General features: G+C 41.3%; 18 protein-coding genes. 10 read left to right on the top strand and 8 right to left on the bottom strand.

Translation table 11 applies throughout. The annotated features are described in order from the left end of the window. Positions 1 to 252 precede the first annotated feature (252 nt). The 3 genes from CXF81_RS06975 to CXF81_RS06965 all read left to right on the top strand — a co-directional run bounded on the left by CXF81_RS06975 (position 253) and on the right by CXF81_RS06965 (position 2,331). Positions 253 to 510, top strand: a complete 258-nt coding sequence (locus CXF81_RS06975; protein ID WP_006013059.1) for a DUF3081 domain-containing protein — start codon at positions 253 to 255, stop codon at positions 508 to 510. A gap of 205 nt (positions 511 to 715) precedes the next feature. Next, a complete protein-coding gene (gene lpxL, locus CXF81_RS06970; RefSeq protein ID WP_101180688.1) occupies positions 716 to 1,630 on the top strand; it encodes an LpxL/LpxP family Kdo(2)-lipid IV(A) lauroyl/palmitoleoyl acyltransferase in 915 nt (304 codons plus the stop codon). 77 nt (positions 1,631 to 1,707) lie between these two features. Next, positions 1,708 to 2,331, top strand: a complete 624-nt coding sequence (locus CXF81_RS06965; protein ID WP_101180642.1) for a TcpQ domain-containing protein — start codon at positions 1,708 to 1,710, stop codon at positions 2,329 to 2,331. Positions 2,332 to 2,354: 23 nt separating this feature from the next. Here the strand turns inward: CXF81_RS06965 and glnE are convergent, their stop codons facing one another. Next, on the bottom strand, positions 2,355 to 5,387 hold the full coding sequence (gene glnE, locus CXF81_RS06960) for a bifunctional [glutamate--ammonia ligase]-adenylyl-L-tyrosine phosphorylase/[glutamate--ammonia-ligase] adenylyltransferase (protein ID WP_101180641.1): 3,033 nt from the start codon (positions 5,385 to 5,387) through the stop codon (positions 2,355 to 2,357). A 79-nt stretch (positions 5,388 to 5,466) separates the two neighbouring features. Between glnE and CXF81_RS06955 the strand changes: the two genes are divergently transcribed. Further along, on the top strand, positions 5,467 to 6,372 hold the full coding sequence (locus tag CXF81_RS06955) for a DUF350 domain-containing protein (RefSeq protein WP_101180640.1): 906 nt from the start codon (positions 5,467 to 5,469) through the stop codon (positions 6,370 to 6,372). Here CXF81_RS06955 and CXF81_RS06950 read toward each other — a convergent pair. Beyond that, positions 6,350 to 6,697 (bottom strand): GIY-YIG nuclease family protein, encoded by a 348-nt coding sequence (locus CXF81_RS06950; RefSeq protein ID WP_101180639.1) that lies wholly within the window; start codon positions 6,695 to 6,697, stop codon positions 6,350 to 6,352. The two genes, CXF81_RS06955 and CXF81_RS06950, sit on opposite strands and share 23 nt — an antisense overlap. A gap of 53 nt (positions 6,698 to 6,750) precedes the next feature. Between CXF81_RS06950 and hldE the strand changes: the two genes are divergently transcribed. Together hldE and CXF81_RS06940 are read left to right on the top strand one after the other, a co-directional pair. Further along, on the top strand, positions 6,751 to 8,172 hold the full coding sequence (hldE, locus tag CXF81_RS06945) for a bifunctional D-glycero-beta-D-manno-heptose-7-phosphate kinase/D-glycero-beta-D-manno-heptose 1-phosphate adenylyltransferase HldE (protein ID WP_101180638.1): 1,422 nt from the start codon (positions 6,751 to 6,753) through the stop codon (positions 8,170 to 8,172). Between the two features lie 42 nt (positions 8,173 to 8,214). Further along, complete coding sequence (locus CXF81_RS06940; RefSeq protein WP_101180637.1) at positions 8,215 to 9,264, top strand: XrtA/PEP-CTERM system-associated ATPase; 1,050 nt, start codon at positions 8,215 to 8,217, stop codon at positions 9,262 to 9,264. 4 nt (positions 9,265 to 9,268) lie between these two features. Here CXF81_RS06940 and CXF81_RS06935 read toward each other — a convergent pair whose 3' ends face one another. The 4 genes from CXF81_RS06935 to CXF81_RS06920 all read right to left on the bottom strand — a co-directional run bounded on the left by CXF81_RS06935 (position 9,269) and on the right by CXF81_RS06920 (position 14,224). Further along, positions 9,269 to 10,876, bottom strand: coding sequence for a TIGR03016 family PEP-CTERM system-associated outer membrane protein (locus tag CXF81_RS06935; RefSeq protein WP_232771813.1), 1,608 nt, complete (start codon positions 10,874 to 10,876; stop codon positions 9,269 to 9,271). Between the two features lie 81 nt (positions 10,877 to 10,957). Beyond that, positions 10,958 to 11,995: an XrtA-associated tyrosine autokinase gene (locus tag CXF81_RS06930; RefSeq protein WP_101180635.1), complete on the bottom strand. Its 1,038-nt coding sequence runs from the start codon at positions 11,993 to 11,995 to the stop codon at positions 10,958 to 10,960. Beyond that, positions 11,992 to 13,572, bottom strand: coding sequence for an XrtA system polysaccharide chain length determinant (locus CXF81_RS06925; protein ID WP_101180634.1), 1,581 nt, complete (start codon positions 13,570 to 13,572; stop codon positions 11,992 to 11,994). The genes CXF81_RS06930 and CXF81_RS06925 overlap by 4 nt, the downstream gene beginning before the upstream one ends. 22 nt (positions 13,573 to 13,594) lie before the next feature. Beyond that, the gene (locus CXF81_RS06920) at positions 13,595 to 14,224 is read right to left on the bottom strand and encodes an XrtA/PEP-CTERM system exopolysaccharide export protein (RefSeq protein ID WP_101180633.1); all 630 of its coding nucleotides are present in this window, start codon (positions 14,222 to 14,224) and stop codon (positions 13,595 to 13,597) included. Between the two features lie 186 nt (positions 14,225 to 14,410). On the opposite strand from CXF81_RS06920, the gene CXF81_RS06915 reads away from it, so the two are divergent. Genes CXF81_RS06915 through xrtA form a run of 3 tightly spaced genes read left to right on the top strand, consistent with a single transcriptional unit; the run spans position 14,411 to position 18,259 of the window. Then, complete coding sequence (locus CXF81_RS06915) at positions 14,411 to 15,823, top strand: TIGR03013 family XrtA/PEP-CTERM system glycosyltransferase (RefSeq protein ID WP_101180632.1); 1,413 nt, start codon at positions 14,411 to 14,413, stop codon at positions 15,821 to 15,823. 35 nt (positions 15,824 to 15,858) lie between these two features. Next, on the top strand, positions 15,859 to 16,713 hold the full coding sequence (locus CXF81_RS06910; protein ID WP_101180631.1) for an XrtA system polysaccharide deacetylase: 855 nt from the start codon (positions 15,859 to 15,861) through the stop codon (positions 16,711 to 16,713). Continuing rightward, the gene (gene xrtA / locus CXF81_RS06905) at positions 16,703 to 18,259 is read left to right on the top strand and encodes an exosortase A (protein ID WP_198556337.1); all 1,557 of its coding nucleotides are present in this window, start codon (positions 16,703 to 16,705) and stop codon (positions 18,257 to 18,259) included. The genes CXF81_RS06910 and xrtA overlap by 11 nt, the downstream gene beginning before the upstream one ends. 112 nt (positions 18,260 to 18,371) lie before the next feature. On the opposite strand, the gene CXF81_RS06900 is transcribed toward xrtA, so the two are convergent. Then, a complete protein-coding gene (locus tag CXF81_RS06900) occupies positions 18,372 to 18,953 on the bottom strand; it encodes a DapH/DapD/GlmU-related protein (protein ID WP_101180629.1) in 582 nt (193 codons plus the stop codon). After that, a complete protein-coding gene (locus CXF81_RS06895) occupies positions 18,950 to 20,149 on the bottom strand; it encodes a TIGR03087 family PEP-CTERM/XrtA system glycosyltransferase (RefSeq protein WP_101180628.1) in 1,200 nt (399 codons plus the stop codon). The genes CXF81_RS06900 and CXF81_RS06895 overlap by 4 nt, the downstream gene beginning before the upstream one ends. A 288-nt stretch (positions 20,150 to 20,437) precedes the next feature. On the opposite strand from CXF81_RS06895, the gene CXF81_RS06890 reads away from it, so the two are divergent. Further along, positions 20,438 to 24,250, top strand: coding sequence for an acyltransferase family protein (locus CXF81_RS06890; protein WP_101180627.1), 3,813 nt, complete (start codon positions 20,438 to 20,440; stop codon positions 24,248 to 24,250). Positions 24,251 to 24,336: the final 86 nt, after the last annotated feature.

The raw sequence follows: 24,336 nt of genomic DNA, 5'->3' as shown, positions 1-24,336 counted from the left end.
AAACCTGAAATATATCTTACAGCCCCCTGTTTACAGTATTTATAGTAATAAATGACGATGTAATTTATATACCGAGTAAAATCGATATACCTAGAATTATGGTCTTGTCGTTTGGCTTTAGCGATAATAGTAGCTATCATTATGATAACAAAGCTTGGTTATGACCGAAGCAAAAATATTGGCGACCGAATGCTAAAAGTTTGCTGTCACATAGTATGCAGCCAAGCTAATGTCGAGCGTTACAGGAGAAATATGAAAAATAGTTTAGATAGTAAATTATTATTACAAGTTTTTGAGAAAATTCGTCAGCATGGTGAACAACGTGATGGTGCTTATCATTTAAACGGTATTAAAGCGTTTACTGATTTTGATGGTTATACGCTTTATATTGAAGATGCGTTGGTCAAACTCAGTTATGGTTTTCACAACCAATATCACTTTGACTATGAAAAGCAGAGCCAATTTGACGCCTTTGAAAAAAAGTTAGTCAGCATCGACAAAGAGTACTAACGTTAGAAAAGATACCCTAACACAGGTCAAAAACATCAACGAGCGGATTGTGGATAAGCCAGAAACTACTAATAATACGAATAAAACAGTGACAGCCGATGAAAATTCTGTCGAGCCTACAATGACAGGATCAGATGCCAGTAGCTCCGCTCCAATTGAAAAAAACACGCTGCCGCCAAAACCATATAAACCGGTTAAAACTGTCATGGCTCCGGCGTTTACTGTTTCATTCTTGCATCCTAAATATTGGGGTGTTTGGTTTGGAGCAGGCTTACTTTACGTCATTACATGGTTACCTCTACCGATGATCAAATTGGTCGCCAGAGTTGTTGCTAAATTGATTGTGGTGCTGGTTCCAAAGCGTATTCAAATAGCCCGTAAAAATCTCGCGCTTTGTTATCCTACGTGGTCTGCACAGAAACGCGAAAAAGTATTAAAAGCCAATGTGTTTCGCACATCAATGGGTTTGTTTGAAACGGGTATGGGCTGGTGGTGGCCGGAATGGCGCGTGCGTCGCGTTGCTGAAGTTGAAGGTCTAGATAATGCATTAAAAGCACTGGCATCAGGGAAGGGTGTATTTGGCTTAACTTTGCACAATGTTAATTTGGAAATAGGCTGTCGAATTATTGGATATGCTTACCCTTGTATTGCGTTTTACCGCAAACATAACAATCCGTTAATTAACTACATGCAGTATCATGGCCGCAACCGTTCGAATAAATACATGATTGATAAACGCAATGCTAAAGCGTTAATTCAAGCCATGAACGAAAATGAGTTTTGCTTATACTTTCCTGATCAAGATTATGGTAAGAGCACGAGTATTTTTGTCCCTTTTGGCGGCGTTGCTCGCACCGCGACGACTACCGCTACACTCATGTTTGCCAACCGGGCCAACTGCGTGCCGTTAATGGTGGTGTCGCAATACAGTAAAAAGGGCTACAAAGTAAAAATTGGTGCACCAATTGACTATTTGGCCGATAAAGATAGAGAGGTCGCATTAACCAAGCTAAACGAAGATGTACTAAACGTAGTGAACGAGCAACCAGACAGTTATTTGTGGATGCACAAGCGTTTTAAAACTCGGCCCGTCGATCAACCTGAGTCTCTGTATAAGTAACGTTAACTCAGGCAAGCAATCTGAATCACAGAGAAGCTAGGGTCTCGGATACTAGCTATGTTGTAGAGGTAGTAAACATGCCGGATAAAAAACAATCTGCGGACTGGAAAAAACATTTGGTGTTAGTCATTGTTGTGCTACTAACAGCCATACTTTTGTTGGTATACCGACCTGATAATATCGATTTTCTTATTCGATCGGACGGGCAGGTTAACGAAAACAAAAATAATATTTCAGATAACCTCGCTCGGTTTTATGAAGAGTTTCGTTTGTCATCGTCAGACCCGATTAGAGAAGAGTTTGGTGATTTTGTTGTTGCACTGAAGGCATCAGAAAACAGTCAAACCGAGCAATTGGTTGCTATCACCAGTGTTGATAATCCCCCTAAACAGGATTGGGAAGGCAATTATATGCTTAGAAGCTTTGCCCAAGGCACCACGATCAAAACTGAAGCAATGAAATATGCTGAACAAGAGGGTGTGCGGTTAATCTGGGATCTCAATCAGGACTTTATTATTCGCCAGCGTTTTTTATCTGAAAACAGCTTAGTCGGGACGCTCGATGAGATCGCCGGTGCGATAGACGCGAACTTCGTTCCTGAAGTAAATGTGTATTTTTGCCATAAAAAAATGACTATCGTCATTGCTGAAAAAGCAGGTACTTACGTAGAAGAAAATTGCCTAAAAGCAGGCTTTAACTAACTCTAAAGCCTGCTTTTAGGTTACTAATCCTTAAAAACCCGCGCATAATTACGTTGAATAATAGTCATGTGGTTCTCTAAACCCGGCACCGCCGTATGACGACCAAACGCGCCCAAGCTTAATTTGTGTAACTGATTTCGAATAAATAGATACGCTTCTTGTAATGCTTTATTTTGGCTTGTGCTGATAATATCAGCCTGTGCAAGTGAATCGAGAATACGTAAATTGTCGCTCCATTTTGTTAGCTCGCTATGGGTATGACTGTGCAGTAATACCCAATATTGTGTTAAAAACTCTAAATCAGTAATGCCGCCTGAGGTTTGTTTTAAGTCTGCATTTTGACTGTTTGACTTGTCCAAATGCTGTCGCATTTTTTCGCGCATGTCAGCCACTTCTTTTCGTAAGGTACCTATCTCACGTTTTTTCTCAAGTATGCTTGTGCGAATGTCAGCAAATTTATGCTCTAAGGCAGCATGGCCATAAACATATCGGGCCCTAACCAAAGCTTGATGCTCCCAAGTCCACGCGCTATTTTCTTGATACTGAGAAAAAGTATCAATATGGCTAATAAGTAACCCTGAATTACCCGATGGTCGCAATCTTAAATCAATTTCATAAAGGATATTTAGGTAGGTTTTTGTGGTAAAAATATGCGTCACCCGTTGCACTAGTTTGACAAAAAACTCACTGCACGATACTTGTTTTTGACCATCGGTCATGGTGGTTAGATTAACGTCATGCACAAATACGATATCTAGGTCAGAACCATAGCCCAATTCAATCCCGCCCATTTTGCCATAAGCTAACACACCCAATCCTTTGTTTTGCATTGAGTAGCCTCGTGGCGTGCCATACCGGCTCGCCATTTGTATCCATGCAATATCAATCACTTGTGCAAGTAATACCTCTGCCAGGACGGTGAGCTTGTCACTGACATTATTAATAGCTAGGGTGCCGGTAATGTCTGCCGCTGCAATACGCAATTGTTGCGTGAGTTTGAAATATCGCAGGGCATCCATCTGAGCTTCAACATCGTCGGGCTCTACTCTAAGAAGCTGTAAGCGCAGTTCGTTTTCATATTCACTGCGCCAAGTCGTAATATCAGCTTGGTCGGGCTGCAGGTAAGCGGGGTGGAGTAACTCATCTAATAACAATGGAAATGCTTTTATTTGCCTCGCTACCCACTGACTATTTGCCGACAGTGTAATCAATCGTCTTCTCACCGCTGGGTTTTCGAGCAGCAAGTCGAGATACGTTGTGCGCCCAACAATGGTTAATAAAATATCGAAAATACGCTCAAACAGGTCACTTGCACTATGGATGATGTCGGTGTCAGCGCTGTCTTGATAATTAAGTACTTCGTTTAGCAATTGAGGAATGAGTTTGTTGAGGGTGTTATGGCCTCGTTGTCCAATATCATGTTTAGTGCACTTGCGCTTAAATTCAACAAGTTGCGCACTGAGCTTTTCAGACTCTGTAGTGTCGCCTACAACAGGCAATAGCACGCTTTGTATTTCTGACGTGGCTAGATCCAATAGCCATAAATCGTTAAAAGATTGATTTAGCGCTTGGCTGTCGTCTTTTTCCTCGGGGCTTTCTTCAATTAACGACCTAAAATGACCATTGATACGCTGCATATGTTGTTGTATTAAATCAATTTTCAGGTCAGTATCAGGGTCAGACTTGTTGCTCAATGGTGTATCGTGTTCGGGCATAGTCGCCAATAAAAACCACAGCCTTGCTCTGTCCAAGTCACTGTCGGGCAACTGCTGGGTTTGCTTGTCATCGAAGGCTTGTAAGTAGTGCTCGACTTGACGCAAAAACAGGTAACTATTTTGTAATTCTGTTGCGTCTTTTTCGGGTAAAAAATCATGCTCAACTAGTGCCTTGAACGAGGCTAGAATAGATTTAGTTTGGCACTCAGGAACCCTACCTGCATGGATCATCTGCAGCGATTGCACAAAAAACTCAACTTCTCTAATACCGCCTTTACCCAATTTAATGTTATTGGTTAAATTGCGTCGAGCGACTTCATTCTCGATAAGTTGTTTCATATTTCGCAATGACTCAATAGTGGTAAAATCAAGATACTTGCGATACACAAAAGGAGTAATAATGCTTTGTAGTTCTCTTACTGCCTCAGAATCTGGGTTGATGACTCGCGCTTTTTGCATCGCAAACCTCTCCCACTCGCGGCCTTGCTCTAAATAATATGATTCAAATGCCCCCATGGAAACCACCAGTGGGCCACTGTCTCCCAGAGGACGCAGGCGCATATCAACGCGGTAAACTTGTCCATCCATTGTGGTTTGATGCAATGCCGCAACCAGTTTTTGCGCCAAGCGCGTAAAAAAAGTCTGATGATCAAGGGGTTTGCGCGGATGATCAGTTTCCCCTGATCCCGGATAAACAAAAATTAAATCGATGTCAGATGAAAAGTTGAGCTCATGTCCACCTAACTTACCCATCCCAATGACCAATAATTGCTGTTGCTGCAGAGTGGGTGCTGAGTCATCTACTGATTGGCTGACCGGCTTTGGCTTTCCGTATCTTTTACACGCGTTTTGATACAGCCACGCATTGGCACAATTAATTAGCGCGTCGGCCAAATGCGAAATGGCCAGTAGTGATTGCTTTATATCAGCGTTGTAAACCAAATCGCGCCAAGCAATCGACAGCATTATTAAATGTCGAAATTGACGCAGCCCGGCATGCAGCGTTGCTTCGTTGTCTTCGGTGGCTAACGTTTGTTGAAGATGTTGTTGCAACTGCAGATAATATTCTTGATATTGTTGACCATCATGCTCGGGGTGCTCAATAATAGCTGGCAGTTTGTGCATAAATTGAATAGGGTATTGTTGCGCCGTTCGAGCAATAAAATCGCTCAACGCAAAAGCCAGCATCACTTGCTCTTTGTGTTTATCTAATAGCTGAAGATAGCGAGCGTGTTTTTTAGCTTCTCGCTCATCCTTAGCTAAGGCAATGTCGAGTTTTGCGATAAAGTCGGCAAAGTGGCTGTTGGCGCGCTCAATTAAAATGGTCGGTAATTTTTGCATTTAAACTCATTTGCATAATCGTCAATACCGGTATTATGCTACAGTTTTCAACTAAATGCGTTGTTAGGATTATCCCAATATGGAACAACTGGTAAAACTTGTACCCTTATCATCAGACATTTTGATTTATTTGGCTATCGATATTTCCATTGCCATTGCGCTGTTGTTTGCAATTCGCGCATTGTCGGGTCTGTTCACAAAAACCAGCGTAAGAATTGAATTAGGTGAGAAGGACAACTTTGCATTCGGTATTAGTATGGCAGGCAGAATGTTATCACTCACCATTGTTTTGTCTGCGGTAGTTGGGCGACATACTCATTTAGGTTTTGAGGGCGCAGCCTTGGGTATGCTGATATTCGGCAGTATCGGTATCGTGTTAGTCAAAGTAGGTCGTTATGCCCACGATAAAGTGGTGTTAAACCGACTCGATAAAAACCAAATGATTTCAGAGAAAAATGTGTCGGTGGGCTTAGTGGATGCTGCTAGCTCGATTGCCAGTGCAATTATTATCAAAAGCATCATTGAGTGGGCGACGGGAGCCGACGTTAATACATTTATTGCGATTTTATCAGGGTCAATGGTGGTGTTAAGTATGCTGTTATTGACGACGCGCTTATATGAGCGTCGCTATGCCAGCAACAATCAAGACAACAGCTTTCAACGTGACCTCTGTAAAGGGCAATTAGCCTTAGCAATACAGCATTCGGGTAACTTAATAGGAACAGCGATAGCGGTCTCTTCAGCGGGCTCTATTTTAGTTTACAATCCACACTCATATGTCAGTAATATAACCGGTTGGTTAGTCATTAGTGCCGGTTTTTCGGTGTTTCTTATCATCTTGTCGAGTGTCTCAAAACGTATTATATTGAGTGGCGTTAAGTGGAAAACAGAAGTCGATTTACACCATAATGTGGGTATTGCCAGTATCGAATTTGTGTTGAGTATTGGTTTAGCACTGCTTATTACTGGTTTATTTTCAGGTTAGCATTCTCTTGAATAGCCTGCGAGTCACGCAATTCATGTTCAACCGGTAAGACTAACGTACCCGCTATCAGCTTATTTTTATATTGCCTAGTTTGCTTTTTCAACCAGTGTTCTAATTTTAGTGCTTCTGATTGATTGCCCACCCGAGCACAAAACATAAGCAACAGTGGTCCTTTTCCTTTCAATGCCTTGGCACATTTTGGGCTGTTACTTGCGTGTTCAAAAAAACGGCGCTGTACATCTACAGTAATACCGCAATACAGTTGGTTAAGTTTGTTTTTTATAAGGTAGATAAACCAAGGTTTATCGGAATTTTTCTGATTCATTGTTATACTCTCAAACAATTCAAAAAAAATAGCAATTCACAAGACAGTTAATCATGCAAATACCTGATTTTAGCAAAGCGAAAATTCTTATTATTGGCGACGTAATGTTGGACCGTTATTGGGCCGGTTCTACCGCACGTATTTCTCCTGAGGCACCAGTGCCAATAGTACGTGTAGATGATATGGAGGACCGTCCTGGGGGGGCTGCGAACGTGGCTATCAACGCCGCAGCACTGGGTGCTCAAGTTGTGCTGATTGGAATGACGGGTCAAGACGAAGCTGCTCAAATACTCACCGATCGCTTAGCGGCGATGAACGTGACTTGTGAATTTTCAAAAGTAGCGACGCAGGACACCATAACCAAGTTGCGGATAATGAGCCGTAATCAGCAATTACTGCGACTGGATTTTGAGAAGAGCTTTGCGAAGGACGATAAAACGGAATTACTAGCCAAGTTCGAAGAGCAAGTTCAGCATACCGACCTCGTCGTTTTGTCTGACTATAACAAAGGCTGTTTGTCGGACCCTCAATCACTCATTTTACTTGCCCGCAAATACAACAAACCGGTTATTGTTGACCCCAAAGGAAGTGACTTTGCCAAGTATAGAGGAGCAACCTTACTGACCCCTAATATGTCAGAATTCGAAGGCGAAATGGGGGTTTGTGAAAGCGAAGACGAATTATTTACCCATGCACAAGCCCTAAAGCAACAATGCGGCTTGGATGCGGTATTAGTGACTCGTTCAGAAAAAGGCATGTCGTTGTTTCAAGAACAAGTTTATCATTTACCTGCGCATGCCAAAGAGGTGTATGACGTCACTGGCGCTGGCGATACTGTTATTTCTACTTTAGCTTGCTGCATTGCAGTTGGTTTGCCGTTAGCAAGAGCTTGCCAGTTTGCCAATCATGCTGCTAGTGTGGTTGTGGGCAAATTAGGTACCTCGACAGTGTCAACTACCGAGCTTGCTATTGCGGTTAATGCGCAAGTACATCAAGGTGGCGGCGTGATGAATGCGCAGCAACTTCGCCTTGCCGTGCAGCAAGCTCAGCGCAAGGGCGAACGTGTGGTCATGACCAACGGCTGTTTCGATATTTTACATTCTGGGCATGTTGCGTATTTAACCGAAGCCGCGACCTTGGGTGAGCGCCTAATTGTTGCTGTTAATACCGACGGATCGGTGCGTAAACTCAAGGGCGAGGGCCGGCCAATTAACAATCTGCAGCGCAGAATGGCGGTATTGGCAGGTTTGAGTGCAGTTGATTGGGTTGTGCCTTTTAGTGAGGACACCCCACAAGCACTCATTACCGATATTTTGCCAGATGTTTTAGTCAAAGGCGGCGATTATCAGATACATGAAATTGCCGGTGGCAGCGAAGTTATCGCCAATGGTGGCGAGGTGCGCGTGCTTTTATTTGAAGAGGGTGTGTCTACCACAGGCATTATTTCACAAATTGTAAATGCAGACCCAAAATAGTGTGTATTATGAACGATTTCAAAATGGAGAGGCAATAAAATAATGTATGAAGAGTATTACGGACTAAAATCAAAGCCTTTTCAACTAACGCCTGACCCAGGATTCTTTTTTGCGAGTAAATTGCACAAGCGAGCAATGTCATACCTACAATATGGATTGTCACAAGCAGAAGGATTTATTGTTATTACAGGTGATATAGGCACAGGCAAAACCACTATTGCCAATAGCCTGTTAGATAGTTTGGAAGAAGATATTTTTGCAGCACAAATAGTAACACCCAAGCTATCACCCGATGAAATTGTAAAAATGGTGGCGTCCAAGTTTGAACTAGACGTCGCCGGTAAAAGCAAAGCTGAAATTCTTGATGATTTGGAACGTTTTTTAAATCAACTGGCCGCACAAGGTAAACGTGCCCTGTTGCTGGTAGATGAAGCACAAAACTTACCATTGGAAACCATTGAAGAATTACGCATGTTGTCTAATTTTCAAAAAGCAGGCAAGCCTCTTTTACAGAGCTTCTTGTTGGGGCAAGACGAACTGCAGCCGATTTTACGTGCACCCAATATGGAGCAATTTCGCCAGCGTATTGTTGCGTCATGTCATTTAGCGCCGCTTAATTCTCAAGAAGCGCGCGAATACATTGAGTTTCGTTTGCAGCATGCTGGCTATGCCGGTCAAGGCTTGTTTAGTGATGCGTCTTTTGCCGCAATTCACGACTTTTCACGTGGCGTACCTAGGCGCATGAATACCTTGCTGGATCGCATTTTGTTATATGGATTTTTGGAAGAAATAGAATTTTTTCAAGTAGGCCAGGTTAATTTGGTGATTGACGAAGTGAAGTCAGAAATGTTCATACCTGATAATCTGATACCAGCAAGAGATGAGGTTTTCACTACGGATCCAGAGGCCCTCAGATTCACCGCAAAAGGCACTGAAATACATGAAGCCCAATACTATAAAGATATGTTGCACGGGCTTGTGGATGCCTTAGACGACGCCTTGAAGCACAAAATTAAACTGACCCAGTATATTGACAAGTTATTGAAGAAAAAGTATCAGGCTTATGTGCGCTTGAAGAGTGATGATGAGTAATGCTTTACTTCGTTAAATTGTATTTGAGATCCAACGAAACTCGACGGTCTTTAAGGTCGCCAGTGAGGCCGCTAAATCCGCCATTGCCAATCACTCGGCCTTCAGTTTCGCGCTGCAAGTAAGAAAAATTTAACGACAGGTTAAAATAACGACCCATATCACGGTCAAGGCTCAACTTAGTGCTTAGCACCTCTGAGGTACCTTTAGCGCCTTCAAATATATCATCCGTAATCGCCGCGTCGGTAGTCCAGCTAATATTAGTTTTTTGCCCAATAGCAAATGCAAGCGATGTACTCGCTGAATAGGTTCTGGATAGTCGGTCAACCTCTAAGTACTCATTGGTAAAGTAGCGTCCACTTAATGAGACTTTGGTTCTACGCAGTTCGGTGCCTAACTGCCAAGAAAGACCTTTACGTAAAATAATATCATCATTAATGACTGGGTTTTGAACACTAAATTGCACAAATTGTTCGTTAGGCTGTGGTTGATAATTAAGTGAGCTCGGCTGAAAGCAGGCCGCTAAATCGCTGATGCCGTCGGTACAAATAAACACGCCTAGGTTTTCAGGCTCAGCAATTAAGCGTGAAAAAGTGGTCACTTCCTCGGAATAAGTAATTTGTGTTCTGAATTTTTTAAGTCGGTGTTGAAAACTAAAATTACCGCTTTCGCCAAAGAAACGCCGAGTATAATCGGCGCTAACCTCGGTTCGTGGTGTAAATTGCCAATTCACGTTAGCACCAATGAAACCTTTATTGTCTTCATCCGCTTCAACAGCGTCGCTATCTGCTCTATTCCAAGTAAGAGAAATGAATTTATTTTCTGCTTGTTGCCATACTAAACCAGCACCTGCGCTATTAAACTGACGTACATTCAAAAACACGTCGTTAGCTGATTTAACCTGATTGGCTTCGTGATTTGCGGTAACTAGAAAACCCAGGTTGCTAATAAAGCGATAAGACATCAAGCCGCCTAGGCGCCGGTTGGTATAATCCCCGTTTACGCTGCGGTCAGATACACTAAAGCTGCTGTCGACTTGCGCACTAAAACGCTCAAAATCATTCCCTGTATAGGTTTTTGTGTTAACACTGAGAATGTCGCTGTTTAACTGATTAAAAGAGTTTTCACGCCTTTCGCTTTCGGTAGTAGAGTAATTAATTTGGCTCGAATGGCCAAAGTAGTCACCTCGGGGAAGCGTAAAGTCGGCACCGAAACGGTTAGATCGTGTTTTTGTTAAGTTTTCCGCATTCAACAGGAAGCTGTCCACTAAGAAACCGTTTGCTGACGCGCTTTGATAATTTAAAGCACCACTGGCGGTGAAGGTTAGCAAATTCTGTATGGCTGTAACACTGCCGCCATACGCGTAGTTTGTGTAATTGTTGGTTACATCAGCATCTTCAAGGCTTCGACTAACGTTATTATGAGTTGCCCGCCAAAACGCATTAGCGCGTTTTGATGTAAAATTAAGGGATAATTGAGGCCGTACAATGAAGTTGGTTGAATTAATGCTTTGTTGTTGTTCATCAGAATATACGTCTTGATAAACAACTTCATTATCTAAACCAACAGCCCATGTGAGCTCGTTGGCACTAGCTGAGGAACTTAGCGTTTGCATAGTTAAAAGCATGCAAGCAAGTATTGATATTACTAGGTGCTTGTTTTTATACAACATCAATAAACGCTTCCTCATGTCTTTTTATGCTTTAGGGGCCGGTTGTTCTTCGCCTTCTCTATCGTTACCGTAGTGATGATAGCCGTAGTAACCTGTTTGCTCTGATGAATTAAGTGATTTATTCACCACAAAGCCAATCGCCATATTAGGGTTTAATCGCGCCACCGCTTTTTGAATATCGGATAACTTTGAACGACCTTCTTCAACTACCATCACTGCTTGACCCGCAAAGTTAGCCAATACAGCGGACTCATTAATACCAATAATTGGCGGCGTATCAATAATGACCACTCTGTCGGGGTATCGGGTAGAAAATTCAGTGATCAGGTCGCTCATTGCTTTACTGGCCAGCAACTCGGTGGATAAATGATGTGAACGCCCGGCAGGGATAATTCTTAACTTGTCGATATTAGAGCTGAACATTACATCGCCAATTTCTTTTACATCACCCAACAAATACTCTATCAGACCACGGCGTTCTTTTAGGCCTAATGTTCTGAGTGTGTTAGGTTTTAAAACATCAGCATCGACCAGTAATACCCGCTTGTCTTTTTCTGCCGCAATGCTCAATGCCAAATTAATTGCAGTAAAGGTTTTTCCTTCACTCGGACGAGCACTAGTGACCATAATAATATTGGCATTGGTGATTGTTTTTGACAGTGCGCCAAAGGCATTGGATAAAAGCTTACGCTTTATTTCGCGGTATTCTTCATTAATTTGACTGCGTGTGCTGTGCAGCGAGACAAAGCCGCGACTTTCTAAGTCGGCAATATCAATTTCAAAATTTTGGTTTGTCAATTGCGTATTTTCAACTTGTACTTCAACTGATTTTTTAGCCGGATTTTCAGTCGCTACTGCTGGATAAGCCTGCTCAATTATGTTGGCTTTAGCTGCTTCCACGCTCTCGCTATTTGATTTTTCAGTGTTTGTCTCACTGTCAGATTCACTAACCGCTTCAAGCTGTTCGGCTTCTTCCCCTTTAGCATGTAAAAGCTCAGCTTCCTTTTTCAAACGTTCAGCTTCTTTTTGACGAAGTAGGGCTTTTTCTATTGTATTGTTCATAATGGTATTTTACTCGCCAAATCAATGTTCATAATCTCTACTGCAATCAAACCAGCATATAGCATTATGATTACACCAGATGACATTGCAAAAATAAACATGCGCATCTTATTTCGTTTTTTAATTTGAACAATATCTAAATGAGCAACTGCACCCCAGATAGGAAAGCCTGTTAGGTCTGAAATTTGCTGACCACGCACTAACACAGGTTTGATCATGCTCATTAAAAAGGCGATCCCGCCGCCTAGACCAAAGCCAAATATTAAGACCCCAGAGTAAAATAGAATGCGTTTTGGTCCACTTGGTGTGTCGGCAATGAGTGGCGGGCGAATGATCCTAAATTGTAAGTCGTCAGAGTCACTGTCGGCTCTTCTGGTTAAATTATTAGATTCACGACGTGATAGTAACTCTTCATATTTTTGCTTTTTAATACCATAATCACGGTTTAATCCAGTTTCTTCAGATTCTATCTGAGGGACTGATTCAATAATAGATTGCAGCTCAGTTATCCTACTCTGGGTGTCTTTTTCTCGCACATTTAACGACGCTAACATGCCTTCTAAACGAGCAATTTCAAGGCTTAACTGACGATCACTTTCAGTCAGCATTGATGGTGAATCGCTGTCCGTATCTTGTGCTAAAAAAACGTCAATGTCTTTCTGTCTTGCTTCTTTCAATGCTTCCATTAAATTGTTCGATTCAATTACATCCGGATGTTGCTCGGTAAAGCGCAATTTCAATTCGTCTAAGCGGCCTTCCAAGGCTAAAATACGGTCGTCATACCTTGTTGTTAATACTTGTTCGCCGCCGTTACTGCGCACGCCAAAGCCATCAGCCGCCTTGAGTGCTTGGCGAGACTGCCCTTTCATGGCATTAATTTGTTGCTGTGTTTCTTTAATGGTGAGCTTGGTTACTTCCATCTGCTGCTTTAGTGACTGCAGGTTAGCGTAAAAAGACCCTTGCGCTGGCAATATGTCGCTGTACTTTCGTTGAAATGCAGCAAGGCGCTGCTCGCTCTCAGCTAGGTCGTTTTCATACTCTGCAATTTGTTCATCTAAAAACCGAGTGGTTGTGTCGTTTCCTTGTTGTGAACTCCCAAGTGAGCCCTCGACGAATAAATCAAGGGTTTCTTGAACGACAGTGCGCGCCATTTCGGGACTTTCATTAGCATAAGAAATAGTATAAATATTGTCTCTACCAGTTCCACTCAAGCTAATATCATTGGTTAATCGGATTATCAGCTTATTATAATCTTCATCACCAACCACCGTAATATCCAAATCCGACTGGCGCGCAATAATTTCAACATTTGCTCTACTGAGTAATGTTCTTGCCATCATTTGAATTTCTTGCGCTGGGTTAGAGCCGATAACCATTCCAACCAACAGTGGCTGCAGTACCGAGCGTGTGTCAACATAAACTTGGGCGTCAGATTCATAAACGTCAGGTAATGTGATTATATAAAAGAAGCCGACAGGGCATATTAACCATGAGCATATCATCACGTAGCGCTTCTTTATCCAGATCCCTCGGATAAAGTCGATCACCATTTCAATGGTTTGTTCTAAATCTTGCATGTAAACAGTTCTCTAAATTAGCCTAAAACCAAGCTTCTGGAATAATGATGATGTCGCCAGGTAACATGTCGATATTTTGAGTAATATCGCCGTCTTGTATCAGCTTTTCTATATTTAGTTCAAACGTGGTTTGTTGGCCATCAATAACACGCACTAATTTTGCGCTGTTACCACTCGCAAATTCAGTTAGACCGCCGACCGCAATCATCAGGTCGAGCAAGGTCATGTTTTGTGTGTAGTTAAAGGCACTGGGGTTTGCGGCTTCGCCTATCACGCGAACTTGTTCACTGAAAGGACCTTGAAAGAGGCCAACGCTCACCGTTACTCTCGGGTTATTTATATAAGTTGCTAGTTGTTCTTCTAATTGACGCGCGAGCATGGTGGGCGTTCTGCCGGACACTTCCACATCTTCAACCAATGAGGTGGTTACTTTGCCATCCGGTCGCACAACAAAATTGCCTGAAATTTCTGGGTTTCGCCAAACAAAAATGGTCAGGCTGTCGCCAGGACCGATAAGGTACTGGTAGTCATTAACGTTGGTGGTTAATGAAGCTCGAGTTGTTGCTTGTGGCAGCGTGTTAACACTGCACCCCGTTATAACAAACGCGGTGAAAAGTAGACCAACGATGCCCAATTGATGTGTTTTTTTCATCCCTACATTTCCTTCAAATATGTTGATGATACTCTGAAAGTTTATTATAAATCATAAAACAGTCATTTACCCGAGCGTGAAAACTACTATAATACTCATTGAATTGCGGTAAGCTTATCTTAATTAAATCAATTATCATACGTTTAAACACTTGTTTCTATAAAAGTCGGGTGGTAAAGGGAAGTTATGGCATCGAGCAACAAAAGACAAAATAAACGCTCAACGGCGTTAGTGCTCACCGAAGCCGTATTAGTGTCGTACGTAAGTTACATTGCTAGTTTTGTTTTGGTGAGCCTTCAACTTATCCCAAAGCCGAACTCTGAAGCGCTGGCAATTAACATTTTTCTGCTGATGATTGCGATCTTAGTCAGTTCTCTGTCAGTGGGTTTATATGAAACAAAGCTGCGTGAAACCTTTAGAGGCATTATCAGGCGTATTTTTGTTAGCTTGGTATTAAGTTATTTTATTGTCGAAATCATCACCAGTGCGCTGTTTACGCAACTCGACCTACACCCTTATTTTTTGCCAACCGCCATCTGTTTTAATATCCTTACCCTTATTTTCTTCCGCTACTTTACTAATCGGCTCGGCTTAATGGGCCTGAGCAGCGCTCGCATATTGGTATTAGGAGCGGGGGTTAGAGCCGCCATCATCGAAAATAATATGCGACGAGACGTTGACCGCTTAGGATTTGAATTGGTCGGTTTTGTGCCTATTCCCGGCGATGATAGGCAGAGTGGGGTGCAGCGTGAAAAAATTATTCATGTAAAAGTAGATGACTCGTTTAGGCAGTTTTTAAGCGACAATAATATTGAAGAAATTGTAGTTGCTTGCGACCAGCGACGAGGCACATTACCTGTTTCTGCATTATTTGATTGCCGCTTAAGAGGCATTGAAGTAACCGACCTCCTCGATTTTATGGAGCGCGAGCGAGGCCAGATTGTGGTTGATCTGATGTACCCGAGTTGGGTGATTTACTCCAGCGGTTTTCATTCGCACAATTATTTGCGCGAGTCGCTTGATTATTTTTTAAATATCGTGATGGCTGGTTTTGTTATGTTTTTCGCTTGGCCCTTCATGCTAATCACCGCCATTATTATTTATATTGATGACGGTTTTCGAACCGGCGCATCGGTGTTGTATAAACAAGAAAGAGTGGGTAAAGACGGCAAGCTATTTAACATTCTGAAATTTAGAAGCATGCGCCCTGACGCTGAAAAAGATGGCGCTAAGTGGGCGACCAAAAACGATAATCGGGTTACTGGCATTGGTAATTTTATTAGAAAGTACCGGATTGACGAACTTCCCCAACTATTGAATGTGATCAGAGGTGAAATGTCATTTATTGGTCCTCGACCCGAGCGTCCTCAGTTTGTGCAGCAGTTGATAAAAGAGGTGCCCTATTACAATCAGCGTCATAATGTAAAACCAGGTTTAGCCGGTTGGGCGCAGTTAAATTATCCGTATGGCGCAAGCGTCAAGGACTCACTGGAAAAACTAAAATTCGATTTATATTACGTTAAGCACCAAAGTTTGTTGCTAGACATATTAATACTGATCAGAACCGTTGAAGTTGTTTTATTTGGCAAAGGTCGTTAATCGCTACGTCGATTATCGAATAGGGGAATTAAGCCATGCAGTCTCACTTAAAAAGACTTAACGCGATGACCGTTGATGTTGAAGACTACTTTCATGTCTCGGCATTCGAATCCGTTATTTCACCCTCCGATTGGTCAAGCATCACCCCTCGTGTAGGTGACAACACGCATCGCTTAATCGATTTATTTAACGAGCACGGCATCAAAGGCACCTTTTTTACGCTAGGTTGGGTTGCAGAACACTGCCCGGATGTAGTTAAACGCATTGTCGATGAAGGACACGAGCTTGGCAGTCATGGCTCAAATCATCGGCGTGCGACTACAATGACGCCAGAACAAGTGTTCGAAGACATTCGCGTCAGTAAAGATAAACTTGAACAGGCCTCAGGCAAAGCCTTGTTAGGGTATCGAGCACCTAGCTTTTCAATTAATAAAAGCAATGAATGGGTGTATGATATTTTGGTCGAATTAGGCTTTAAATACTCATCAAGCACCTATCCGATAGAACATGACCTATACGGTGTGCCGGATTGGCCCCGATTTAAGCACCTGCGTAAAGAAGGCATTGTAGAAATTCCAGTACCCACCTTAGCTAACAACGGTAAAAATACCGGTATTGGTGGTGGTGGCTATTTTCGATTGTATCCTTATTGGTTATCTAATAGGCGTATAAAAAAATACATGCAAGACACTAACGAACCTTATAATTTTTATTTTCACCCGTGGGAGATAGATGTTGATCAGCCTAGAGTGCAAGGCGCGCCGTTTAAATCTAAGTTGCGTCATTACGTTAATTTGCACGTGATGGAAAAAAAGCTAGTGCAGCTCATAAATGACTACGAGTGGTCAACTATGTATGAAACATACAAGGACGTTATCGATGCTAAATAAAGGGCAGGCGGTTCATCACAACGGCGGTCTTTCTATCAATTGGGCTTTAGGAGGAGTACTTCTTTGCTTGTGGGTAGGCCTGACGTTTCAAGGTTTAGTGTCCGCGGTAAAAATTTGGTATATATCAGAAATTTTCAATCATTGCTTTTTTGTGTTGCCGGTGAGCTTATATTTAATCTGGGAAAAAAAGGACGATATTAATTGGCGTGCTCGACAGTGCACACTATTGGCTTTGCCGTTCATTTTTTTGCAAGTACTGTTATACGTTATTGGCATTGCCGGCGACATTCAGTTATTTCAGCACGCGGCCATGTTTTCGTTACTGCCCACGCTTACGTGGTTTTATCTGGGTAACCGCATCAGTAAAAAACTCATTTTCCCTCTCAGTTTTATGCTGTTCGCCATTCCGTTCGGTGAAGAACTTATTCCATTTTTACAAGAGATAACCGCAGACATATCGGTAGAAATGGTGTCTTGGGCGGGTGTTCCTTTGTACCGTTCAGGGCTGTTTTTAGAAATTCCACAAGGTCGCTTTTTAGTGGCTGAAGCTTGTTCCGGCATCAGTTTTTTAATTGCATCGATTGTATTGGGCAATTTGTTCGCTTACATGAATCTGAAACGTATGACAACGCGTGTTGGATTTGTACTTTTGTCGGTTATTTTTCCAATTTTAGCTAATGCAGTTCGCGTTTTTGGCATCATCATGATCGGTTACGCGAGTGATATGAAGCATGCTGTTGGTGCTGACCACTTAATATATGGCTGGTTTTTCTTTGCATTCGTGATCATTTGTTTATTAGGCATTGGTGAAATTATTCGCCGTGTTGAAAAGCGCTATCTTTTAAAACAAAATGCAGCAGGCGGTAATATTATTGCTGACGAGACGATTGGTAACGCAGATGCAGAAACGTCAATTGCTCATATTGAGGAACTCAAAACAATCGGGTTGAAGTCGTTGGTCGTTGCAGTAGTGCTTGTATTAGGTATCACAAAGTCAATCTCCATTAATTTGGCAGGAAACGTTGCTCCTATTCAACTTGAATTTCAACTTCCGTTTAGCGCGATCAAGCAGGGTAACGCGCTATCTACTTGGCAGCCTGAATTTAAACGCTCAACTCGCTCTGAGTTTCTCACAATACAGTATGAGAATAGTCACTTTGTTTATTTTACAGCGTATTATGATGGCACTGACGGTGAGTTAATTAGCACTCAAAACGATATTTTTGCTGAGACAAGGTGGAGTTTGTCCGACAAGCGAACTGAATCACTGGCTGATAACTTACGCATCAATAACATGACGTTAAAGAATGGTTCGGGCCAGCAACTTACCATTTATCACCTATATATTATCAATGGCGCTGTATTTACCGATACTAAAAAAGCCAAGTTGTACCAAGTGTGGTTGAAGTTGCAGGGCAAGCCCTATGATGGCATTTTCTTGGCAATTTCTGGCAGCGGTGAAGTTGGTGACGACAGTATAAAGCAAGTTTTAGCTCAGGCAATCCACGCACTTCAAGCTGGTTTTGAAGCGAGGGATGCCAATTAAATGCAATAAGAAAAACAGAAAAAAGGTCTTAGTATTAACTGAAAACTTCCCGCCAAAATCGGGTGGCAGTGGCGCTTTTTAATAAGTCTTAATTGAAATAAAAATAATAACGTTACTCGCGAGTTTTAACGACCCTCGCGGGGTTACCCACAATAATCGAGTTTTTGGGCATACTCTTTATTACCACTGAGCCCGCCGCAACGACACAGTTATCACCAATGTCAGCCATAATTAAGGCACCATTCCCGATCCATGAGTTTTTGCCAATACTTATTTTTTCAAAACTGCCGCCCTGGTCTTTAATTGGAATTGTTATTTGCTTAAAATCATGTTGTTTCGAGCCACTCATAATATGCACACCGCTACCTAAAAGTGTATTTTGACCAATTGAGCACATACCAATGTTGCACTGAGGACCGATATAAACACCACTGCTTATTGAAGTGTTTTGCTGCGAAAGAAGGGTAGCGAAGGAAATGATGGCGTCTTTGCTGCAAGCTTGTAATGTAAATCGATAAAAGCCTGCTCGAAGATAAATGCCAGATTTACCGGGTATTAAACTAAGTAATTGGCTGAACGAAGCAAGACAGTCATTTTTGTTCATTAGCAATGCTAACAAAAAATATAAAAGTGAAAACGGTGCTGCTAGCAACGTAAATATGACAAATAAAAATTCTTTAATAATGTTTTTCATGGCTTATTTTCAATTTGGTTGGTTAATGGTTTCAAAACTTCAGGCCATGCATAATGAGTAAGTATCGTTTTTCGCGCTGCTTTGCCAATTGACGTTCTTAATTCTAAAGAATCTAATAAGTCGAGGCAAAGTTGGGCGTACTTAATAGCTGAGTCAGCTATTAAAATATCCTCTCCATCGTTGTGGATAATACCCTCAATACCCCTAGCGGTTGTAACTACGGGTATTTCACAAGACATTGCCTGAAGCACTTTATTTTGAACACCTCTAGCAATTTGGAATGGTGCAACAAATAGCGTAGCAGATTGGAAGTATGGCATTATGTCGTCTACAAAACCTGTCACTACAATGTTGTTATCGGTTCTAAGCTTTAGCACCGATGATGAGGGGTTCATTCCTGCAATAACAAATTTGGCGTCGGGATATTGTGTCTTTATCGATGGCCAGCAGTTATCTACGAACCAAAATACAGCATCTATATTGGGTTTGTAATCCATTACACCCGCAAACAAGAGTGTGAGCGCCGGTGTTTCCAATATTTTTGGAGCTGGCGCAAATATGCTGGAGTCAATTCCGTTAGGAAGAACGTTAACGGTATTTGTATTATAAATCTCGCGTTTAAATAGTTCTACTTCAGCGGCGGCAATTAGATAACACTCTTTAGAAATTTGAGTGGCTTCTATTTCAAGGTTTCTAATTAGTTTTGCTTCTCTTCGGTACACCCAATTCATTGGAAATGTTGATTTATACTCATATTGCTGCCATTTATTTGAGTCAACGTCCATAAAGTCGGTCAATATAATTGGGCGATATTTAGCTGTTTTGGATGCGTCAGCATACTTTACCAAGGATGATGCGGTTAGCAACAAATAATCGGGCTGAAAAGTTGCAATTTCAGCTTCGATAAGCCTCTGAGTGCCGCTGGAATAAAAGTTGGCTTCACTTAACGAGCGACCGCTTAAAAGCGCTTTAATAAATCTAAATAGCTTAAAAGGGAGTTTATTTGTGGTAACGCGCATATCAAAAACACAAGATAGGCCGTGTGCAAATTGTTGATCTTCAACAGCTGCGCATGGGGCAATAAGCGAAAGTGAATGGCCAAGTTGGGATAGTCGTTCTAATTGATGATATGTGCGTAGCTTCTCACCTTTATTTGGCGGAAATGGGACACGATGTGAGATGACAAGAATTTTCAATTAATAACTCTCTTTTAAACTATCATTGTTTGTGACTAGCTTCCTAAAAGCAGTGTACTATAGCAAAAATAACTAGTTAGTCATGCCAATATTGGTAAGTTAACTAATCTTTATTTATCACATTTGGGACTTTTAAAAAAATAGTTAAAATGAGACAGTATCCAGATGCTATTAAATTGAGCGTCTTTAATGTTGAGTGCTGTTGGCTCAATCTCGATTAGTGATGCAAAATTACACTTACAAGGAAAGTGCAGAGTAGGCTATCAAGCTGCTTTGCAGACATAACAAATGAAGTCTATTTTAGTCGTCATCGCTTTATTGATAGTTTATGGTTCGCTGTATCCATTTAATTTCACAATGACTGCATTTTCAGCGGTGTCTATTGACGCCTTATTAAATTTTGATATCACGAAAACTCAACTTACTGACCTAATCGCAAACATTGTATTGTTTGTTCCATTTGGAATATTTGTTCGAGCCGCGTTTCCAAAACATAAAACATTGATTCATCTTTTATCGTTTGCAATCATTACCTTTGTTTTTGCGTATGCCATTCAAGCCTTACAGTTATTTACGGCAGACAGAAAACCATGGGGCGGCGACGCAATATGGAATATGGTTGGCTACGTGTTTGGTCTTCTTATATATTCATCGGCTCACCTTGATATCCTTAAAAAACTTAAATCAATCAATATTAATCAACAAATTTCACTTGCCATAGCCTTTACCATAATTGCACTTGAACTCGCGCCATTCGCACCGTCTATTGATTTCGATGTACTTAAAGATAATGTGAAGTTACTTATCAATTCGCCATCAATCGATTTGTACTGGACCTTTGAAAATACTGTTTTCTGGCTCGTTACTTTTTACCTTATAAGAATGGCCTTTCCTGCTTGGGCACACTTTAAAAAACTCGGCATATTAGTTAGCCTCCTTTTACTATCAAAGTTCATTATTATATCGAGCAATATCAACTTAGACTCTTTAGCTGCGGCTGTTCTTTCTTTATTTATTTGGCATATATTTGCGCATAGAATAACAGCCTTGCTGCTGGCCGTATTAATGCTGATGGCGATTATAGGCAATGGTTTATATCCATTTGAATTGCGAGCGCAAACTGCAAGCTTCAATTGGTTGCCTTTTTCAGGCTCTATAGGGGGGAACATCCTTCTCAATATTCTTGTGTTCGTAAAAAAATTGGTTTTTTATGGTGGCGCTATATGGCTATGCTACTTAACGAAACGAAATTTGTTTTTTAGCGCGTTTATTTGTTCCGCCATATTGTTTTTATCAGAGTTTTTGCAAATATTTTTTACTAATTCAGTACCAGAAAGTACAGACGTTTTTATTGCGATATTTGTTACTTTTATTCTTCATCAAACACTGAAACTGGATCCTAGTCATCAAACGAATGAGTCGAGTGTTGGTCAGGCTTGTATCTATAAAGAGAGTGAGAATAAACAGCTTGAGCAGAATAAACAGCTTGAGCAGAATAAACAGCTTGAGCAGAATAAACAGCTTGAGCAGGATAAAGAACGTGATACCGATATTGAGCAGAAAAATGCTGAATTCAGAACTTCACAAGTAAAGCAAACGATAGCTAGTAACCATTATATTGCTGGATTAGATGGCTTGAGAGCTATCGCTGCATTGGCTGTCTTCTTTGTTCATTTTCAGCAGTTTAGTGATGTGGGCGGATCATTTTTCTTTATTGACCTTGAGCGATGGATGGTGAATGGTAATACGGGTGTTGCTCTATTTTTTGTATTAAGCGGTTTTTTATTGTCAATGCCGTTTTGGCGTTCACTTAATACTGATCAGTTTCCAAATATTAAACACTACTTTATTAATCGCGTAGCGAGAATTATTCCTCTTTATTACCTTTGTTTATTTAGTATTCTGGCAATTAAGGGTTTTCAAGGTTCGGATGTTAACTTCAACAACGTAATCTCACATTTGTTCTTTTTGCATAACTTGAAAGATTATCAGGTGATGAGTTTAAATCCTCCTTTTTGGACCCTTGCGGTTGAATTTCAGTTCTATATTTTACTCCCGTTCTTTTTTGTTTTGTTGTTTAAGCTTGGGCTGCGCAAAGCGCAATTACTTTGTTTTTTGCTTATCCCAATCATTTATTTAAGTTACAGATACTTCATGTATCAAATGACGCTGAATGAAGAGTGGCCAATTAGTATTCCGCTTATTTGGCCGTTTGGCATATCGATAGGCTCGGCGAGTGGTCAATCACTTACTTACTCCTTGTTTGCCCATTTACCCCACTTTCTGATTGGCATGTTGGCGGCAAGTTTTTATAAATCTAAAACATCAACGTGGGCTGAAATTTTATTTTGGTTAAGCGCGCTTATGGTTTTTGCGATACTAGCAACAAAGCTTGATGAAACACTGCAGTTAGCCTTCGGTCGTTATAACTTCCCGTTTGTGCCGCTGCTATTGGGTGTACTAGTATTTTGCGCGCCACAAACCAGATGGGCTCGAAATTGCTTGGAGTTTGCACCATTAAAGTGGATTGGCATTATTTCCTATGGTGTTTATGTTTTTCATTATCCAATACAAAAAGCAATGCTAAAGGCTTTTAACATCCTTAACTGGGATGTCACTGAGCAGGCGCTACTTTACTTACTGGTCACGCTGGCACTGACTCTGATAATCTCTCATGCAAGTTACCGATTGGTAGAAAGGCCAATTTTGCATCGGTTCAAACAATCATCCTCAAGCAAGTTCTTGCGCAAAGCGCACACTAATAGTAAAGAAGAGCCGAATGTTATGCAGGCTAGTAAAATGAATTCTAAGAAAATGGTTTCCAATATATATAGAAAGCCAATAAAGACAGTCTTTATCACAATAGTAAGTTTAAGTGCTATTGCTATTGTATATTTGATGCAAACATCACAGCCAAAAATGACTGTTGAACAAGCTTATTGGGCAGGTTCAAATAGCGACCGTATGATTTTCGATCACCATGCTCATACCACTTATTCTGATGGTCAGAAATCTATAGAAGAACTGTCAGAACTGGCCTATATAAAAGGCTGCGATGCATTTTCTATTACTGACCATTCGCAAAATCCAAACAGTTTTTCACAAGCGAAATTGGCTGAGATTGAGGCGATGAGAAAAAAATACCCAGTAATGCTCATTTTTGCAGGAATAGAGTTGGGTATGCCCTCTTATGAAGGGCGTGAGCACGTGAATATTATTACAACACCTGCGAATGAGAGCAAAACGCTAAATGGCATTATGTCGGCGTTGCAAAGGTCTTCAGGAATGCCGAAAAAGGAACGTGATCTATATGTTCTTGATGCGATGAATATAGGCGGCGAAAGCACTATTGCCATTTACAATCACCCGAGTAGAAAAGACGTAAATGCAGAAAAGGATGAAAACTATTCAGACATCACTTTTTGGAATCAGAACTTTGACCACATTGTTGCTATGGCGGGTGCACCGGGGCATCAAAATCAAGCAACAATAGGCTCATACAACAAACAGATTTTACCTATCGATCGCTGGGACCCAGTTGTCGCAACTGTAGGTGGTACCTGGGACAAAATTTTGGCTGAGGGTGTTAAGATATGGGGTGCTATGGCATCTTCAGATTACCATGGCGACTATATGGATTATGGTCCATGCGAGTTTTCCCGTATTCACGTAACAACACCGCAAAAAGATTATGCGGGATTAATTCAAGGTATAAAAGCGGGTACTTTTTGGGCTGATCATGGAAAACTACTGCGCAATTATGAGTTCAGCTTATCCAGTGAGGATGGGATATTTAGAGCATATCCCGGGGGCACACTAAATTTGATGGGAAGTCAAAATGTGCTGTCTGTTGATATTAACGTTGAGCGAAGTGAAACTTATGCTGACGACTTTCTACGATTTGATTTAATAACAAACTGCAGTAACGACGACGTGCTTGTTAAAAGTAAGTTGATGGCGCCAGAGCAGAGCAAATTCTCGTGGTTATTACCGATAATGGAAGAAAACGGACGTTGCTTTGTGCGCTCTAGGGTTGTCAGAGAGTCGCTGGAGGAAAACAAATTGAGTGCTTATTCGAATCCTATTTTTATTGTTTATTAATTGCTTATTTAGTTTGCCGTTGTAACCTAGTTCGTCCAGTGGCTTAAATTAAAAGTTCACAAGCTTTCAATTTTACTTAATATTTC

Source organism: Glaciecola sp. 33A, from assembly GCF_002836745.1.
Lineage (GTDB): Bacteria > Pseudomonadota > Gammaproteobacteria > Enterobacterales > Alteromonadaceae > Glaciecola.
This window is presented reverse-complemented; position numbering and strand designations above follow the sequence as displayed.

Coding starts and splice junctions, on each gene's coding strand:
- lpxL (WP_101180688.1), top strand. CDS start 716: ATGGCTCCGGCGTTTACTGTTTCATTCTTGCATCCTAAATATTGGGGT.
- CXF81_RS06925 (WP_101180634.1), bottom strand. CDS start 13,572: ATGCAAGATTTAGAACAAACCATTGAAATGGTGATCGACTTTATCCGA.
- CXF81_RS06900 (WP_101180629.1), bottom strand. CDS start 18,953: ATGAAAAACATTATTAAAGAATTTTTATTTGTCATATTTACGTTGCTA.
- hldE (WP_101180638.1), top strand. CDS start 6,751: ATGCAAATACCTGATTTTAGCAAAGCGAAAATTCTTATTATTGGCGAC.
- CXF81_RS06910 (WP_101180631.1), top strand. CDS start 15,859: ATGCAGTCTCACTTAAAAAGACTTAACGCGATGACCGTTGATGTTGAA.
- xrtA (WP_198556337.1), top strand. CDS start 16,703: ATGCTAAATAAAGGGCAGGCGGTTCATCACAACGGCGGTCTTTCTATC.
- CXF81_RS06930 (WP_101180635.1), bottom strand. CDS start 11,995: ATGAACAATACAATAGAAAAAGCCCTACTTCGTCAAAAAGAAGCTGAA.
- CXF81_RS06965 (WP_101180642.1), top strand. CDS start 1,708: ATGCCGGATAAAAAACAATCTGCGGACTGGAAAAAACATTTGGTGTTA.
- CXF81_RS06975 (WP_006013059.1), top strand. CDS start 253: ATGAAAAATAGTTTAGATAGTAAATTATTATTACAAGTTTTTGAGAAA.
- CXF81_RS06935 (WP_232771813.1), bottom strand. CDS start 10,876: ATGCAAACGCTAAGTTCCTCAGCTAGTGCCAACGAGCTCACATGGGCT.
- CXF81_RS06955 (WP_101180640.1), top strand. CDS start 5,467: ATGGAACAACTGGTAAAACTTGTACCCTTATCATCAGACATTTTGATT.
- CXF81_RS06915 (WP_101180632.1), top strand. CDS start 14,411: ATGGCATCGAGCAACAAAAGACAAAATAAACGCTCAACGGCGTTAGTG.
- glnE (WP_101180641.1), bottom strand. CDS start 5,387: ATGCAAAAATTACCGACCATTTTAATTGAGCGCGCCAACAGCCACTTT.
- CXF81_RS06920 (WP_101180633.1), bottom strand. CDS start 14,224: ATGAAAAAAACACATCAATTGGGCATCGTTGGTCTACTTTTCACCGCG.
- CXF81_RS06890 (WP_101180627.1), top strand. CDS start 20,438: ATGAAGTCTATTTTAGTCGTCATCGCTTTATTGATAGTTTATGGTTCG.
- CXF81_RS06950 (WP_101180639.1), bottom strand. CDS start 6,697: ATGAATCAGAAAAATTCCGATAAACCTTGGTTTATCTACCTTATAAAA.
- CXF81_RS06940 (WP_101180637.1), top strand. CDS start 8,215: ATGTATGAAGAGTATTACGGACTAAAATCAAAGCCTTTTCAACTAACG.